The organism is Brevundimonas mediterranea, from assembly GCF_014196125.1.
Taxonomy (GTDB): Bacteria; Pseudomonadota; Alphaproteobacteria; order Caulobacterales; family Caulobacteraceae; genus Brevundimonas; species Brevundimonas mediterranea.
In genome coordinates, this window is record NZ_JACIDA010000002.1 from 34,939 (window position 1) to 51,166 (window position 16,228).

A 16,228-nucleotide genomic window follows, 5' to 3' on the forward strand; every position below is an offset into this window, starting at 1 on the left:
CTCACAGGGAGCGCACGATGGCTAGGGTGAGCGATGCCGCCTTGAGGAGACGCCAGGAATGTCTGCGAGGGGTGGTTAGCGGACATTCCAGAACGGCTTGTCCGTTCCCTTTGCCCAGGCTGACGCAAAGTCCTCGCCTGATACAACTTCGAGATCGACGCCTTCGAAGCCATCAGCCAGAGAAGTGTCAATGAGGGAAGGGCAAGGCTGGCCATTCCGCTCCTCGATTTCGATGCTGTTTCTGGTCGCTGTGCCGTCGGCAAAAAGGTCGACAGTGCGGGTGACCGCATCTGCCACATCATCGATCTCATAGAGCAGCCATATGGGCTCGCCTTGGTGGGCCTCAGGCTCCGGCCAAGGCGCTCGGACATATCGAAGTGCGTTCATCCGTAAAGTCTACGCTCCACCGTAATGTCCGCAATGGGTCGAAGGCGGTCATCGACACTTGCGCCGAAAGCCGCTCCCCGCCCCAGGACACCGCCCCTTCCCTCACCCCGCCTTCAGGTTCTCCACCACCGCCCTCAGCTTGGCCGGCAGGGGCTTGGGCCGGCGCGTCTCGGCGTCGACATAGACGTGGACGAAATGGCCGACGGCGGCGGGCACGTCGGCGCTGCGCTTGAACACGGCGAAGCCATAGCTGACGCTGGAGGTGCCGATCCGGTCCACCTTGATCCCGACCTCGATCACATCGGGAAATTTCAGCGCCGAGGTGTATTTGCAGCCGCTGTCCACCACCAGGCCGATGGATTCGTCCAGCGCATTGGCGATCATCAGATGGGCGTTCACCGCAGAGTCCACGAACTCGTAGAATTTGGCGTTGTTGATATGGCCGTACTGGTCGTTGTCGGCCCAGCGCGTCGAGACCATGTGAAACGCCTTGTAGGTCGCGCGTTCGGCCAAGGGGCCCAGTTCCGTCTTCGGCATTGTGGTCTTCCTCCTGGGCGACATTCGGCGTCGCTCTCGATGCGACGCTCGGACTTGGACGCCCCTGCGTCAAGCGCCTATCGATAGCGCATCGATGACGAAGGCTTGACCCATGAGCATCACCACCCGCGCCGCCGTCCTTTCCGCCATGGGCGCCGCGCACCCCTACCGCGACAGCAGGCCCCTCTCCGTCGAGACGGTCACATTGGACCCGCCCGGCCCCGGCGAGGTTCTGGTCGCCATCAAGGCCGCCGGCCTGTGCCACTCGGACCTCAGCGTCATCAACGGCGACCGTCCCCGCCCCCTGCCCATGGCCCTGGGGCATGAGGCCGCAGGCGTGGTCGAGGCCCTGGGCGACGGCGTCACGGACCTCAGCATCGGCGACCACGTCGTGATGGTCTTCATGCCGTCATGCGGCCATTGCGACCCGTGCGCCGGCGGCCGCCCCGCCCTGTGCGAGCCGGGCGCCGCCGCCAACGGCAGGGGCGAGCTGCTGTCCGGCGCCCGTCGCCTCTTCCGCGAAGGCGGCCCCATCAACCACCACCTCGGCTGCTCGGCCTTCGCCGAGCGCGCCGTCGTCTCGCGCCGCTCCCTGGTCAGGATCGACCCCGAGCTGTCGTTCGAGGAGGCGGCCCTGTTCGGCTGCGCCGTCCTGACCGGCGTCGGCGCCGTGGTGAACACCGCCCAGGTGAAGGCGGGCCAGAGTGTCGTGGTCATCGGCCTGGGCGGCGTCGGCCTGTCCAGCGTCCTGGGCGCCCTCGCCTCCGGCGCCTCGCCGGTCGTCGCCGTCGATCTGTCGGAGGACAAACTGGCCCTGGCCCGCACCCTCGGCCCGGTCCAGACCGTCAACGGCGCCGATCCCGATGCGGTCGATCAGGTCCGCGCCCTGACCAAGGGCGGCGCCGACTTCGCTTTTGAGATCGCCGGCTCGGCCCGCGCCCTCGACGCCGCCTGGCGGATGACCCGGCGCGGCGGAACCACCGTCACCGCCGGCCTGCCCCCGCCCGAGGCGGCGCTCGCCGTCAACATCGTCTCCCTGGTCGGCGAGGAGCGCACCCTGAAGGGCTCCTACATCGGAACCTGCGTGCCCAGCCGCGACATCCCCCGCTACGTCGGCCTCTACCGCCAGGGCCGGCTGCCGGTGGACCGACTGATGAGCGGCGTCATCCCGCTGGACGACATCAACGCCGGCTTCGACCGCCTGCACGCCGGCGAGGTGGTGCGGCTGATCGTCAGACCCTGACAGCACCTTAATCAAATCGCCCGGATTCGGCCCCAAACACTCTCATCAATATCCGCTCAAGTTTCAGCGGAGATTCTTCATGCGTCTGTCCTGCGCCGCCGCCGTCACGGCCATCGTCCTGTCCGTCGGCACGCCGGTCTTCGCCCAGCAGGCGCCGGTTAAGGACAATGCCGAAATGGCGGCCATCTTCGCCGCCGACCAGGCCGTACGCCAGAACCTGACCCCGGACTTCTTCAAGGACCGCGCCCTCGTCACCGAGATGATCAATGGCGACGCCGCGCGGCGTGTCCAGACCCGCGCCCTGCTGGACGCCGGCGCCCTTCAGACGGGCGAGGACTATCGCGCCGCCGCCTTCGTCTTCCAGCACGGCTCTACGCCCGAAGACTATCTGCTGGCCCATAGCCTGGCCGTCGCCGCCGTCTCCAAAGGCTCGCCCGAAGGCGCCTGGATCGCCGCCGCCACCCTGGACCGCTATCTGCAGATGACTGACAAGCCCCAGATCTACGGCACCCAGACCCGAAAGACCCGCGACGCCCCGGCCACCCTCGAGCCCTACGACCGCGCCCTGGTCCCCGACAGCCTGCGCACCGTCTTCGGCGTCCCGCCCCAGTCCGAGCAGGACGCCCGCCTCGCCGCCGTCAACGCCGCGGCCGAGGCGGCTGCGGCGAAACCCTGAGCCCTTAGTTCGCCGCCGACTTGGGCGGTGCGTTCGTCACATACTGGTCCATCCAGCGGGTCATCTCCCAAAGCGTATGGCCCACCGATTCCCGTGCGCGATAGCCGTGCGCCTCCATCGGCAGGGTGACGTAGCGCGCCGTCGCCCCCAGCCCCTTCAGCGCGGCATAGAAGCGCTCGGACTGGACCGGGAAGGTGCCCGAGTTGTCGTCCGCCTCGCCGTGGATCAGCAGGATCGGCTCGTTCAGCCTGTTCGCATAGGTGAAGGGCGACATCTCGGTATAGATCTCCGTCGCCTCCCAATAGTTGCGCTGCTCCGACTGGAAGCCGAACGGGGTCAGGGTGCGGTTATAGGCGCCGGACCGCGCGATCCCGGTGCGGAACAGGTCGCTGTGCGCCAGCAGGTTGGCGGTCATGAAGGCGCCGTAGCTGTGGCCCCCGACAGCGATCCGGTCGCGATCCGCCACCCCCATGCCGACCACCGCGTCGACCGCGGCTTTCGCGTCGGCGACCAGTTGTTCGACATAGGTGTCGTTCGGCTCGGCCCCGTCCTTGCCGATGATGGGCATGGAGGGATTGTCGAAGATCGCATACCCTTGCGTCAGCAGGAACAGGTGGCTGGACCCGCCCGGCCGTACGAACCGGTTCTGCACATCCACCGTCTGGCCCGCCACCGCCGCATCGGTGAACTCGGCCGGATAGGCCCACATCAGCATCGGCAACGGCCCGTCGCGGTCCTTGTCGTAGCCGGCCGGCAGATACAGGGTCCCCGACAGCTTGACCCCGTCGGCCCGTTCATAGGTCACCAGCTGCCGCGTCGCCCCGGCCAGCTGCGGCGCCGGATCGGGGAACTGGGTCAGTTGCGTCGTCTGGCCCGTCGTCAGGTCGCGGATCTGCAGGTTCGGCGGATCCAGCCGCGTCTCGCGCTGCGTCACCACCCGCTTGCCGTCCGCATCCAGGAAGCCGACCACCGCCTCGTAATCCGTATCGGCCGAGGTCCACAGCCGCTCGCTGCGCCCCGTCGCCGGGTCCATGGCGGCCAGGAAGGGGAACTCGCCCTGCGGCGTCGCCCCGGCGCCCGACATCAGGATCCGCCCCTGCGGATCGAACCGGATCACCGACCGGCCCGCCGCATTCGGCTGGGTCACCGGCTGGCCCGGATTGTCGTAGCGGGCCTGATAGTTCCGCTCCAGCAGCACCCGACCCTCGCCGGGGTTCGACGGATCGACCACGAACCGCGTCTCGTGCCGGGTGTTGAACCAGCGGCTGTTCACGACAGCCAGGTCGTCCCTGCCCCACACGATCCCGCCGAACCGTTCCTTCAGGTCGATCAGCTTGACCGGCTCGTCCGTGAACGGCGCCGCCTGCATGAAGACCCGGTCCCTGAACTCGGCCTCGCGCTTGAGGTCGCCGCCGTCCAGAGCCTCGACCCAGGTCAGGGTCGCCGGCGCATCAGCCCGCCAGCCCACCGAACGCGGCCCCGGCGCCACGGCGTCGAAGGCGGTCGGCACGTCGTCGCGCAGCGGCAGGTCGGCGACGGTGCGCACCACCCGCCCATTCAGATCCGTCACCACGATCTCGGTCGGGAACAGGTCGTCCGGCACCACATAGGAATAGGGCCGCTTGGCGATCTCATGCAGGATGTATTTCCCATCCGGCGACACCGCGCTGTCCAGATAGATCGCCGGCGCCCCGATCGTCCGTGCACGGCCGTTCAGCGGAACCAGGGTCAGCTGCGAGGTGAAATAATGGTCGAACAGGGCCTCGTCGCCGGGGTTCGACAGCAGGTCCTGATAGGTCCGCACCGGCGCCACCCGCCCGGCCGTCTCCTCGATGTTCGGCCCCGTCGGCGCCGCCGTCACATCGGGCGCCGGCCCCCGTCCGGCCGGCACCGCCTCGACCAGCAGACCCGAACTATCGGGCAGCCATTCATAGCCGGATCCGCCCGTCATATTGACCACCGGCTCGGTCAGTTTGCGCGCCCGCGCCGTCGCCACATCCACGATCCACAGCTCCAGCCCCGTCGGCCGGTCCAGCACCAGGGCCAGGGATTTCGCATCCGGCGAGAACCGCGGCGCTGTAAACCGCGCCTCGGCCGGCAGGGCCACGACCCGCGCCGGTCCCCCGTCCACCGCCTGAAGGCTCAGCCCCGTCAGCCAGGACACCCGGCTTTCCGCCATCCCATTGTTGCGCGGATTGATCCGCGCGCCCGCCAGCCGCAGCATCGGCTCGGCCAGGGCCTTGATGCTGGGCAGGTTCGACCGGTCCAGCAGCACCAGGGTCTTGCGATCCGGGCTCAACATCGGCGACGGCGTCGGCTTGGCGTCCAGTATGTCCGCGATGGGGGCCGGCGGCTGCTGATAAACCGAGACCGCCGGCGCCGCTGTTTGGGCGACGGCCGCCATCGGCAGGGCCATCGCCGTCGTGGCGAGCAGGACAGCGGCGAACGACGACCGAATGCGGTGCGAAGACATCATTTTGGAACCCCACGGAAAGACAGCCGACACCCTAGGGCGCCCTGGCCGCCCGACGCCAGCCTCGAGCCTCCGAGCAGAACCGATCAAATTCCAACGGTCGTTCCGTCCACGATCCCCCCTCTCGTCCGGGCCTAGGGTCAGGGCGTCGCCGCTCCATGGCGCAGATCGTCGAGCCGTCCCATGTCCCAGCCCCACGCCTCCCGCCACGTCCGCTCCCTGCTGACCGCCCCCGTGGTCCACGACAGCGACCTGGGTCAGATCCGCCGCCTGAACGGCGACGATTTTCCCCTGCTGAAAGGCCTGTCGATCAAGCGGCTGCAGCTCGCGCCGGGCGCCATTCGTGAACCCCACTGGCACGTCAACGCCAACGAACTGGGCTATTGCGTCGCCGGCAAGTTGCTGCTGACCGTGGTCGACAACGGCCATGTCGTGTCGCGCTTCACCGCCACGCCGGGCCAGATGTTCTTCATCGACAACGGCGCGCTGCACGCCATCGAAAACGTCGGCGACACGGACGCCGAACTGATCATCGCCTTCAGCCACGAACGCCCCGAGGATTTCTCCTTCCATGCCTCCATGGGGGCCATGACCGACGCGGTCCTGGGCAATACCTACGACCGGCCCGCCGCCGCCTTCGCCCAGCGCGACCGCGACCTGGGCTCGCCCTATCTGATCCGCCGCCCCGGCCCCGCCTATGTCCCGCGCGACGCCGCCTTCGCCGATCCCCACCGGTTCGACATCGAGGCCGAAAGCCCGCCGATCAACTTCCCCTACGGCCAGGCCCGCGTCTCGCGCACCCAGTTCTGGCCGACGCTCAAGAACATCTCGATGTACTCGATCAAGGTGCCCGACGACGGCATGCGCGAGCCTCACTGGCACCCCACCACGGCCGAGATGGGCTATGTGGCCGAGGGTCGCGCCCGCATGTCCATTCTCGACCCCGACGGCTCGCTGGACACCTATCTGCTCCAGGCCGGCGACGTCTATTTCATCCCCCGCGCCTATCCGCACCAGATCGAGGTGCTGAGCGACAAGATCCACTTCCTGATCTTCTTCGACCAGCCGACGCCCGGCGACATCGGCTATCGCCTGGCCGCCTCGGCCCTGCTGCCCGACACCCTGGCCGCCACATTGGGTCGGGCCGAGGCGCCGGACATTCCCCTGACCACGGTCGATCCGCTGATCGTGCGCCGGATCAATCCGCTGGACCCGGTCGTTTGAGCCGGACCGGCCATCCCCTGCCCGGCCTCCTGGTCGCCCTGTCCTTCGCGGCCGGGGCGACCGACGCCTTCGCCTTCCTGGCCCTGAACGGCGTCTTCACGGCCAATATGACCGGCAATCTGATCCTGGTCGGCCTGTTCCAGCGCGTCCATTTCGCCGCCACCCTGATCGGCGCCGGCGGGGCTGTTCTGGTCTTCGCCCTGGCCCTCTATGTCGGCTTTCGTCTGACCCGCGTCCCATCGGACGCCCGCGCCGGCTTCGGCCCGCTCGTCGGCGCAGCGGGGTTTCAGGCCCTGACCGCCGCCCTGTGGCTGGCGTCGCGCCAGACCAAGACCCTGCCGATCATCCTGGTTCTGATCGCCCTGTCCTGCATCGCCATGGCGCTCCAGACCGTCGCCGCCAAACGCATGGGCGCCGACCGCAGCATCTCCACCACCTTCGCCACCGGCGCCATGACCGGCCTGATGCAGGACCTCGCCGACGGCGTCCCCGGCGAGCGCGGGCTCCGCCTGCTCATCGTTATCGCCCTCCCCGCCGGCGCCCTGCTCGGCGCCGCCCTGATGTACGCCGCCCCCGCCCTGGCCCCTGTCGCCCCGACGCTGATCCTGGTCGGCTGCGTCCTCGGCGCGCGGCGTTAGGCGTGGGCGGGCGCAGCATGAAAAACGGCGGCCCCATGCGGAGCCGCCGTTTCCCCTTTCCAACCCGTCCGGATCAGAACTTCATCGTCACCGTGGCGCTGTAGGTCTGGTAGTCCAGATCCTCGCGATCCACCATCGAGGCGGCCTTCAGCGTCACCCCGAACCGGTCGCCCTCGATGGCGACGGAACCGCCGATCTCGGCCCATTCGCTGTCGTTGCTGGCGCCGGCGAAGACCCCGCCGAAGGCGTCGGCCGCGACGAAGGCGGCCTCGACATTACGGTCGTCGCCCGCCAGCTCATGCACCCAGCGCACGTCCAGCGCCGGCTTGATGGTCCAGTGGCCGCGACTTGTCTCGCCGCCGACCCGCAGCCCGACATGGTGCTGCAGCGAATCGAACGACTGGTCGGCGACGCTCAGGGCCGCGACCCCGCCCGTCTCCTGATAGGCGTCCAGATCGACCGAATAGGCGTTCAGCCCGATGTTCGGCTGCAGCTTCAACCCGCCGCGCGTCAGGTTGAAGCCCAGTTCGGCCCCGCCGCTGACCACCTTGCCGTCCGTCTCCCCGTCGGCGCGGAAACTTGCGCCGCCGATGGCGAAGGCCCGTTCGGTGTCCAGATCCGCCGCGCCATAGCCGACCTTGGCCCCCAGATAGGCGCCGTACGCCAGGTCCACCGCCCCATAGAGGGTCGCCTGAACCTGACGGCTGTCGGCCGTGCTGATCCCCTCGGCGAAGTCGGACTCGCCCTCGGCATAGGCCAGACTGGCCCCCACGGTCAGGGCGTCAATGGTCCGCTCAAGTCCGCCGACGACATACCAGGCGCTCTGGTCGTCGCTGCGGCTGTCCGCCAGGGTTCCGCGCAACTGGCCCGCCTCGCCCTCGATGGCGCCGGCGCCGAAATAGGCCGAAACCCCCTGTTTCCATCCGCCCCAGCGCGCCCGTTCCTGGGCCTGGCGGGTCGCCATGCCGGCGGCTGCGGCCGTCGCCGCCGGATCCAGCGACGCGACCTCCACGCCCGACCCGATCAGGGTCAGGCCTTCGCTCGCCCCGCCCGAGCGATCCCGCGCGATCCGTCCGTCCACCACGCCGCGCAGAGCCTCGGTCTGGGCCGAGAGCATCGTCACGCCCGAATGGGCGGCGAAGGGCGACAGGCTTTCCAGCCCGACCTCCAGGGCCTCGCCTTCCAGCAGGTCCGTCTGGGCGTAGATGTCGCCCAGGGCCGCATAATCCGTGGCCCGCGCCGCATCCAGCATCCCACCGACGGTGCGTTGGGCGCGCGAATTCGGATTGATGAAGTCCAGATAGGACGCGGCCTCGATCTCCACCTCCACGCTGGTCGTGGTGTAATCCAGCACTGGGTACAGCACACCCGAGATGTCGGTCACGGCGTCGAACTCGCCGTCGATGCCGCCCTGGGCCGTCAGCACCGTATAGGTCTGGCCGAACCGCGGCGCGCTGACGAAGTTGATCCCCAGCAGCCCGCCCAGCGAGGCAATGCCGGCCGTGCCTTCGAAGCTGTCGGCCAGCACGGTCAGACGGTCGGATTGATCACCGCCGATGTCGATGAACAGGCGCGAGCCCGACGCCAGCACCAGATCGCTCAACAGGGTCAGTTCGCCGATCTCGCCCTGCCCGCCCGGGGCGATCGAGCCCATGGCCGAGGTCAGCACCGTGGAGTCGACTACGCCCGAACCGCTCAGAACACCGCCCGCCAGCAGCATTTCAAAGGTCAGCAGGGCGCCGTCCACGTTCAGTTGACCGGCCCAGACGCCGACGTCGTTCTGGGCGAACAACAGGCCGTCCGCGCCGATGTTCAGCACCGCGCCGCTGGTCCCGATGGTCAACCGGTCGATGACGGCGGGGGCGTTCAGCGTCGTCGTTCCCGCCGACATCAGGTTGACGTCGTAGAACAGCGGCTTCTCGCCGGCCAGCACATCGCCCTGGACGTTGTAAGGCACGAAATTGGTGGACCCCGGCCCGCCCGGAACGATCTCGAACGGCAGGGTCGCGCCCGGCGCCGTGCCCACCGCCGAGGCTTCGTGCCGCACCGCCAGTCCGGAGGCGGTCTGACCGCGTGAACTGCCGACCGCCCCGCCGGCCCCGCCCGCGACGATCCCGCCCATATCGACGATCGTCCGGCCGCCGGTCACCTCGGCCTTGACCGGCTGAGCGCCGCCGCTCAAGCCGTCCTCGCGGTCATGGTTGTAGTCGGCCAATTCCCCCGCATCGACGCAATCGCCGAAGAAGCAGATGCTGCCCCATTCGCCGCCGCGCGAATCCACGCCCTCGGCCGGCGTGGCGGGCAGGCCCGTGACCAGATTGCCGTTGGCGTCGATGATCTTGTAGTTCGGATCCATCATCTGGACCCAGTGGGTCGGATCGAACCAGTCGCCGTTTCCGCCGGTCGTGGTGACGTATTTGTAGGGGTTGTTGGCGACGATCCAGTCGGTGAACAGATACAGGGGCTGATAGCCCGCCGTCGTGCCGTAGCTGGCCGATCCCTGGCCGTTGAAATAGCGCGAACCCAGCGACAGCACCCCGACGACGACGGGCGTGTCGAAGGCGCGGTCCAGGATCAACGGACCGCCGGAATCGCCGCCCGCCGTCATGCCCTCGTTCTCCAGCGCCACGTCGTCGCCGAAGATGTTGAAGTCGAAGGTCGCCGTACCCGCCGGATCGTCGAAATCGACCATATAGAGGTTCTGGCTCAGCCCGCCCTGGGCGCCGTCGCCGAACAGGAACAGGTCGATGTCGTCCAGCGACGTCAAGGCGCCGATCATGTTCTCGGCGGCCCGACGGCGGAAATCGATGCCCTGCACCGCCCCCAGCGACCCGGTGCCGCTGGCGCCGTAGCCGCCGGTGATCACGTGCCGGTCTTCGTCGCCGGTCAGCGGCGAGAACAGCATGGCCCAGGTCGGCACGCCCTTGGCCGGCGAATCCAGCACGCCGATGGCGACATCGCCTTCATAGAAGCCGCCGCCCTGGGCGTCCTCCAGCGAGCGGGGATCATAGAAGACCCGGCTCATGTTGTAATGCTGGTCGATATAGCTGGTGGCGTAGTCGCCGCTGGTGATCCAGTTCAGGATGCCATCGAAGGCGTCGCCCTTGAACCCGATGCTGATCGGCCTCCCGAGGCCCTGGGATCCGTAGGCGAAGTCGGGGAGGTCGTTGACGCAGTGGGCGGCGAACAGCACCGTGCGCGGATTGATCAGACTGCCGGTGCAGACCCCCACCGAGCCGCCGCCGGTGTCGACGATGATGTTGCCGATGCCGTTGATCGCATCGGGGTCGGCCAGGACCGGCGGCGCGTTTGGGCTAAAGTTGTCATTCGGCACCTCGGCCGCCGCCGTTCCCGCCGCCGCGATCAGCCCGATCACCGACGCCGTGGCCAACCAGCGCCGTCGTCCCATCCCGCTGCGTTCAATCATGCCGTGTACTCCCTCAAAAATCCTGGGAGCCACCGTGCCGCATTATTTCCCGACTGCAATAGACCTAAGACCGGCTTGGACCGATTTGTGTCAATAACGTTACACCCAGTACAGCACAGCTTGAGCGCGATTACGCCTACTGACCCGCCAGCAACGCCTCGACCTCATGCCGCTCCGGCGCCGACGGCTGGGCTCCGGGCCGTGTCGCCGCAAAGGCCCCGGCCGCGCAGGCGAAGCGCAGGGCCTGCGTCGGCTCCAGACCTTCCAGCAGGGCCACAGTGATGGCCGCGACGAAGGCGTCGCCGGCGCCGGTGGCGTCGACCGCCTCGACTGACGGCGGGGTCGCCCAGGCCATTTCGACGCCGCGCTGGTACATGGCTGCGCCCTTCGCGCCCTTGGTCACCACCACCCGGCCGCCGCCGCGGTGCAGGCCGTCGCCGTAGAAGGCGGCCTCGGTCTCGTTGACGACGATCAGGTCGGCGCGGCGCAGCAGCATCTCCGACACTGGCGCGGCGGGGGCCAGGTTGGCGCAGACGAAGCCTGTGGCCCTGCCCACCGCCGCCTCCACCGTCTCGACCGGCAGCTCCAGCTGGACGATCAGTGCGCCCTCGATCCGCTGGGGCAACTGCTCCGGTGTAACGAGGTGATTGGCGCCGGCCGCGACCACGATCTGGTTCTCGCCCGTCGGATCGACGGCGATCAGGGCGACGCCGGTCGGCGCCGCCACATCCGTCTCGACACCCGCCAGATCGACGCCCAGGTCCGACATCAGGGCCAGGGCCTCGCCGGCCAGGGAGTCGTTCCCGACCCGCCCGATCAGGCTGACCTCGGCGCCCAGTTTCTCGGCGGCGTAGGCCTGGTTGGCGCCCTTGCCGCCCGGATAGCGGGCCAGGCTGGCCCCAGTCACCGTCTCGCCCGGCGCCGGAAGCCGGGGCGCCGTCGCCACCAGGTCCAGGTTGATCGAGCCGACGACGGTGATCCGCATCATTTCGCCTTCAGCGTCTCGGTCAGCAGGTCGAACACCCCCTGCCCGTCCGCCGCCACAGCCCAGCGGTGCCGCGCCGTGGCGGGGTCGACGCGGAACTCCACCGCCGTATGGCCGCGCGTCAGTTCGGACGCCGTCTCGACCTCGATCCGGCAGGGTTTCAGCGTGAACAGGTCCGGCTTCATCAGCCAGGCGATGGGACAGGGGTCGTGCAGGGGCGGGGCGTCTGCTCCGGTCGCCTGCCGCTCGACCCGCTGCGAGAAGCGCAGCAGGGCGGCGACGGTGCGCGCCGGGTCGGTGCGGATCGTCTCGACGGCGCGGATCCGCGCCTCGGTCGCCCGCACCTGATGGGTCGCGTCCAGGCCGAAGGCGATCACCTCGCAGCCCGAGCCGAACACCACCGCCGCCGCATCCGGGTCGGCCCAGATGTTGAACTCGGCCGAGGCGGTGATATTGCCGCCCTCTGACCGCGCCCCGCCCATGACCACGACCGGCCCCAGATGCTCGGCCAGCCGCCGTTCGCGCTTCATCGCCAGGGCCAGGTTGGTCATCGGCCCCAGAACGGCGACGACGACCGATCCGGCCGGGCGTTTCATCACCAGGTCGACGATAGCGTTGACCGCCGGTCCGTCGCCGATGATGCCGGTCGGCTCGAACACCGCCAGGTCGCCCAGCCCCTCCGCCCCGTGGAAGTCGCCCGCCCCGGCCGGCGGCCGTTTCAGCGGCCGTTCGGCGCCGCCGAACACCGGCACGTCCTCGCGGCCGGCGATCTGGCGCACGATCCGCGCATTGCGCTGGGTCAGGGGCGCAGGGACGTTGCCGCCCACGGTGGTGACGGCCAGCAGCGCCGGCTCGGCCGCCGCAAAAGCCAGGAACAGCGCCACGGCGTCATCCACGCCGGGGTCGCAATCGATGATCAGGGACTGAATAGACACGCCCCTCGTTTGACGCTCCGGACGCCGGCGGGCAAGTCCGTTTCACCGCTTATCCCACGCAAATCCGACGCCTTTTCCAGCCACGCTTGCGCCCGCTTGACGTCCGCCTCCCCCGGCGTCACCCTGAGCCTCGTTCTCCGGGGGGTCGCAATCGAGCGGCTGAGATTGGCGTAGCCGCCTGACCCGTCGAACCTGATCCGGGTCATGCCGGCGAAGGGATGGGAAACGCTTTTGGTCCTCAAGACAGGACCGTCTCGCCCGACGTCGGCGGACCTCAACCGTTTGAGGCCGCCATGAACATCCAAGTCACCCCGCCCGCCCTGCCCGAGGAACCCAACGTCGAGTTGGCCTTGAAAGACGCCCGCGAGCAGGTGATGCGAGAAACCGGCGCCATCCCCACCGGCGAGCGCGCCGGGTCGCGCAAGGTCTATGTCGCCGGCGAGCTGTACCCCGACATCCGCGTCCCCTTCCGCGAGGTCGCCGTCCATCCGTCGGCCAATGAGCCGCCGGTGACCATCTATGACAGCTCCGGCCCCTACACCGACCCGACCGTGACCATCGACATCAAGCGCGGCCTGCCGCCGGTGAAGTCGTCCTGGCAGCTGGATCGCGGCGACATCGCCCCGGTCGCGAACCCGCGCGAGGTCAAGCCGGAAGACAACGGCCACGCCAGCGGCAAGAACCTGGCCCCCCGGTTCGACACCTCGCACCACCGCGTCTTCAAGGGCGTGGAGGGCCGCCCGGTGACGCAGTACGAATACGCCCAGGCCGGCATCATCACGCCCGAGATGGAATATGTCGCCATCCGCGAGAACCTGCGCCGCGAGCAGTCCGCCCCCTGCATCCGCGACGGCGAAGACTTCGGCGCATCCATCCCCGACTTCGTGACGCCCGAGTTCGTCCGCCAGGAGATCGCCCGCGGCCGCGCCATCATCCCGCACAACATCAACCACCCCGAGGTCGAGCCGATGATCATCGGCCGCAACTTCCTGGTGAAGATCAACGCCAACATCGGCAACTCCGCCGTCCTGTCGTCGGTGGACGACGAGGTCGACAAACTGGTCTGGGCCACCCGCTGGGGCGCGGACAATGTCATGGACCTGTCGACCGGCCGCAACATCCACAACATCCGCGACTGGATCATCCGCAACTCGTCCGTCCCCATCGGCACCGTCCCCATCTATCAGGCGCTGGAGAAGGTGAACGGCATAGCCGAGGACCTGACCTGGGAGGTGTTCCGCGACACCCTGATCGAACAGGCGGAACAGGGCGTCGACTATTTCACCATCCACGCCGGGGTGCGCCTGCCCTTCGTGCCGATGACGGCGAAACGCGTCACCGGCATCGTCTCACGCGGCGGCTCCATCATGGCGAAGTGGTGCCTGGCCCACCACAAGGAGAGCTTCCTCTACGAGCATTTCGAGGACATCTGCGACATCATGCGGGCCTATGACGTCAGCTTCAGCCTGGGCGACGGCCTGCGCCCCGGCTCGATCGCCGACGCCAATGACGAGGCCCAGTTTGCTGAGCTGCGGACCCTCGGCGAACTCACCAAGATCGCCTGGGCCAAGGGCTGCCAGGTCATGATCGAAGGCCCCGGCCATGTGCCGATGCACAAGATCAAGGCGAACATGGATGAGCAGCTGAAACACTGCCACGAGGCGCCCTTCTATACGCTTGGCCCGCTGACCACCGACATCGCCCCCGGCTATGACCACATCACCAGCGCCATCGGGGCGGCCATGATCGGCTGGTTCGGCACGGCCATGCTCTGCTACGTCACGCCCAAGGAGCATCTGGGCCTGCCGGACCGTCAGGACGTCAAGGACGGCGTCATCACCTACAAGATCGCCGCCCACGCCGCCGACCTGGCCAAGGGCCACCCCGCCGCCCGGCTACATGATGATGCGCTGTCGCGCGCCCGGTTCGAGTTCCGCTGGGAGGACCAGTTCAACCTGGGCCTCGACCCCGAAACCGCCCGCAAATACCACGACGCCACCCTGCCCAAGGAAGCCCACAAGACCGCCCACTTCTGCTCCATGTGCGGCCCGAAATTCTGCAGCATGAAGATCAGCCAGGACATCCGGAGGGATGCCATGGCGCAGAATGATGCGGGGGCGAGCTTGGTGGATGCGGAGGCCGGGATGGCGGAGATGAGCGCGAAGTTCAGGGCCGGGGGCGGGGTGGTGGAGGTGAAGGTGTGAGTGGCGCTCTTCCTTGACGAGACATTAGCATTCAACTCTAAGGTTGTGCTCGGGGCGAGGGAGACTTGTTTTGGATTTTTCGGCTTGGGACCGAGCGGAAATTAATCCGCTGGCTGTTCTTCTCGATGAACGGAACCCGCGTATAGAAGCAGACGGGATGTCACAGGATGACATCCGCCTTATGCTATTGGAGCACGAGGACGTTATGCGCCTCGCGCACAGCATCGTTCGGTCAGATGGCGTCTTTCCGCACGACCTGCTGATCGTTGGCGACATCGATGGCTCACTGACTGTTCTGGAGGGAAATCGACGTGTCGCAGCAATGCAGATGCTGCTCGACCCCTCGCTAATACCCGAGCCCTTCACGTCGCGATTCCCCCGCGCGGCTGACGAGTTGCGTGAGCAACTTGGGAGCATTGAGGCCGTCGTGGCACCTGATCGCCATGCTGCGGATCACCTGATTGCACAAATTCACGCTTTCAGCGCGCGCAAAGGATGGTCCCCACTCGCCAAATACCGGTACGCTTTTACCCGGTACGCTACGGGTCAGACCATCACAGATATCGCTGTCGATCTCGGGTCAGAACCGAGCGAAGTTCGGAAATTCATTCGACGGTACAACATCTACAAGCAGATGCTTAGTCTGACTTGGACCCCAGAAGAGCGGCAGATTCTAAGCGGAGAAGAACTGGCAGTCACACCCTTCTTGTACCCTTTCGAACGGACAGCTGTGAAGGAACTGGTTGGCGACGTCTTTGACAGTGAAGGTCGTCGAAATCCCAAATACAATGCCGGTATCGTCGATCGATTTTTGAAGAAGCTTGCGCGAGACGCACTCATTCCTCAGGCGATCACTGGCAAGCCACAACTCACAACACGCGGTACCGCTAGCGAATCGATCTTAGAGTATTTCCAGAAAGAGCACGCCGAGCTAATCGCTGAGAGAGAGCGGATCGAAAAAGCCACTTTGCCGCCGCCGTTGCCGCCATCTCCACCGTCACCTCCATCTCCTCCATCGCCACCACCCTCACCGCCACCGCCACCGCCAAAGCCCCCTCAAAAACCAGACGAGTTTTTCGAGAGTTTCACGGTTCCCTCGGGCCTTGATCAGAAGATCATCGCCTTGGCTTTCGAAATAGCCAAGATAAACTACAAGCTGTTTCCAATCGCAGCAGGGATGCTCCTCAGATCGCTACTTGAGGAAGTTCTCCGCGAACATCTCAAGCGGTGCGGAAAGTTCAATGAATACAAACGATCCGCAGGGCAGAAGGAGGGGCTCAAGTCGATGATAATTTTTGCGTCCACTACCTCCAATGCTGTCTTTAAAGACAAAAAGACAGCCGAACAGCTCGCACGGTTTCAGAATTCCGCAGTTAAGGACGACCTCGACAACATCGTTCACAACAGATTCGGTGTAATGAACAAGGAGGGTCTGATCCAAGTTAAACCATGGATCAGGCCTATAATAGAAACGATCGTGAAAGACGAGTGGGCGTAAA

Annotated in this window: 12 protein-coding genes and 1 riboswitch; of the genes, 6 read left to right on the forward strand and 6 right to left on the reverse strand. The window is 67.0% G+C overall.

Annotated elements, in window-relative coordinates:
- Positions 1–75: 75 nt before the first annotated feature.
- Together GGR11_RS09100 and GGR11_RS09105 are read right to left on the reverse strand one after the other, a co-directional pair.
- The gene (locus tag GGR11_RS09100) at positions 76–387 is read right to left on the reverse strand and encodes a hypothetical protein (protein WP_183196468.1); all 312 of its coding nucleotides are present in this window, start codon (positions 385–387) and stop codon (positions 76–78) included.
- 102 nt (positions 388–489) lie between these two features.
- Positions 490–924, reverse strand: a complete 435-nt coding sequence (locus tag GGR11_RS09105; RefSeq protein ID WP_183196469.1) for an acyl-CoA thioesterase — start codon at positions 922–924, stop codon at positions 490–492.
- 112 nt (positions 925–1,036) lie between these two features.
- Between GGR11_RS09105 and GGR11_RS09110 the strand changes: the two genes are divergently transcribed.
- Both GGR11_RS09110 and GGR11_RS09115 read left to right on the forward strand, forming a co-directional pair.
- Complete coding sequence (locus GGR11_RS09110) at positions 1,037–2,167, forward strand: zinc-dependent alcohol dehydrogenase family protein (protein ID WP_183196470.1); 1,131 nt, start codon at positions 1,037–1,039, stop codon at positions 2,165–2,167.
- A gap of 79 nt (positions 2,168–2,246) precedes the next feature.
- Positions 2,247–2,843, forward strand: coding sequence for a hypothetical protein (locus tag GGR11_RS09115; RefSeq protein ID WP_183196471.1), 597 nt, complete (start codon positions 2,247–2,249; stop codon positions 2,841–2,843).
- Between the two features lie 4 nt (positions 2,844–2,847).
- Here the strand turns inward: GGR11_RS09115 and GGR11_RS09120 are convergent, their stop codons facing one another.
- Complete coding sequence (locus GGR11_RS09120) at positions 2,848–5,319, reverse strand: alpha/beta hydrolase family protein (protein WP_246331750.1); 2,472 nt, start codon at positions 5,317–5,319, stop codon at positions 2,848–2,850.
- A 180-nt stretch (positions 5,320–5,499) separates the two neighbouring features.
- Between GGR11_RS09120 and GGR11_RS09125 the strand changes: the two genes are divergently transcribed.
- Both GGR11_RS09125 and GGR11_RS09130 read left to right on the forward strand, forming a co-directional pair.
- Positions 5,500–6,540, forward strand: coding sequence for a cupin domain-containing protein (locus GGR11_RS09125; protein WP_183196472.1), 1,041 nt, complete (start codon positions 5,500–5,502; stop codon positions 6,538–6,540).
- A complete protein-coding gene (locus GGR11_RS09130; RefSeq protein WP_183196473.1) occupies positions 6,537–7,178 on the forward strand; it encodes a YoaK family protein in 642 nt (213 codons plus the stop codon). The genes GGR11_RS09125 and GGR11_RS09130 overlap by 4 nt, the downstream gene beginning before the upstream one ends.
- A gap of 73 nt (positions 7,179–7,251) precedes the next feature.
- On the opposite strand, the gene GGR11_RS09135 is transcribed toward GGR11_RS09130, so the two are convergent.
- The 3 genes from GGR11_RS09135 to GGR11_RS09145 all read right to left on the reverse strand — a co-directional run bounded on the left by GGR11_RS09135 (position 7,252) and on the right by GGR11_RS09145 (position 12,525).
- Positions 7,252–10,605 (reverse strand): autotransporter domain-containing protein, encoded by a 3,354-nt coding sequence (locus GGR11_RS09135; RefSeq protein WP_183196474.1) that lies wholly within the window; start codon positions 10,603–10,605, stop codon positions 7,252–7,254.
- A 136-nt stretch (positions 10,606–10,741) separates the two neighbouring features.
- Complete coding sequence (locus GGR11_RS09140; protein ID WP_246331752.1) at positions 10,742–11,593, reverse strand: ribokinase; 852 nt, start codon at positions 11,591–11,593, stop codon at positions 10,742–10,744.
- A complete protein-coding gene (locus GGR11_RS09145) occupies positions 11,590–12,525 on the reverse strand; it encodes a nucleoside hydrolase (RefSeq protein ID WP_183196475.1) in 936 nt (311 codons plus the stop codon). Before GGR11_RS09145 ends, GGR11_RS09140 begins: the two co-directional genes overlap by 4 nt.
- A gap of 128 nt (positions 12,526–12,653) precedes the next feature.
- A riboswitch (TPP riboswitch) is annotated at positions 12,654–12,762 on the forward strand.
- 56 nt (positions 12,763–12,818) lie between these two features.
- On the opposite strand from GGR11_RS09145, the gene thiC reads away from it, so the two are divergent.
- Together thiC and GGR11_RS09155 are read left to right on the forward strand one after the other, a co-directional pair.
- Entirely contained in the window at positions 12,819–14,729 is a 1,911-nt protein-coding gene (thiC, locus tag GGR11_RS09150; RefSeq protein ID WP_425485671.1) for a phosphomethylpyrimidine synthase ThiC, read from the forward strand.
- 70 nt (positions 14,730–14,799) lie between these two features.
- Positions 14,800–16,227, forward strand: a complete 1,428-nt coding sequence (locus GGR11_RS09155) for a hypothetical protein (protein ID WP_183196476.1) — start codon at positions 14,800–14,802, stop codon at positions 16,225–16,227.
- Position 16,228 lies beyond the last annotated feature (1 nt).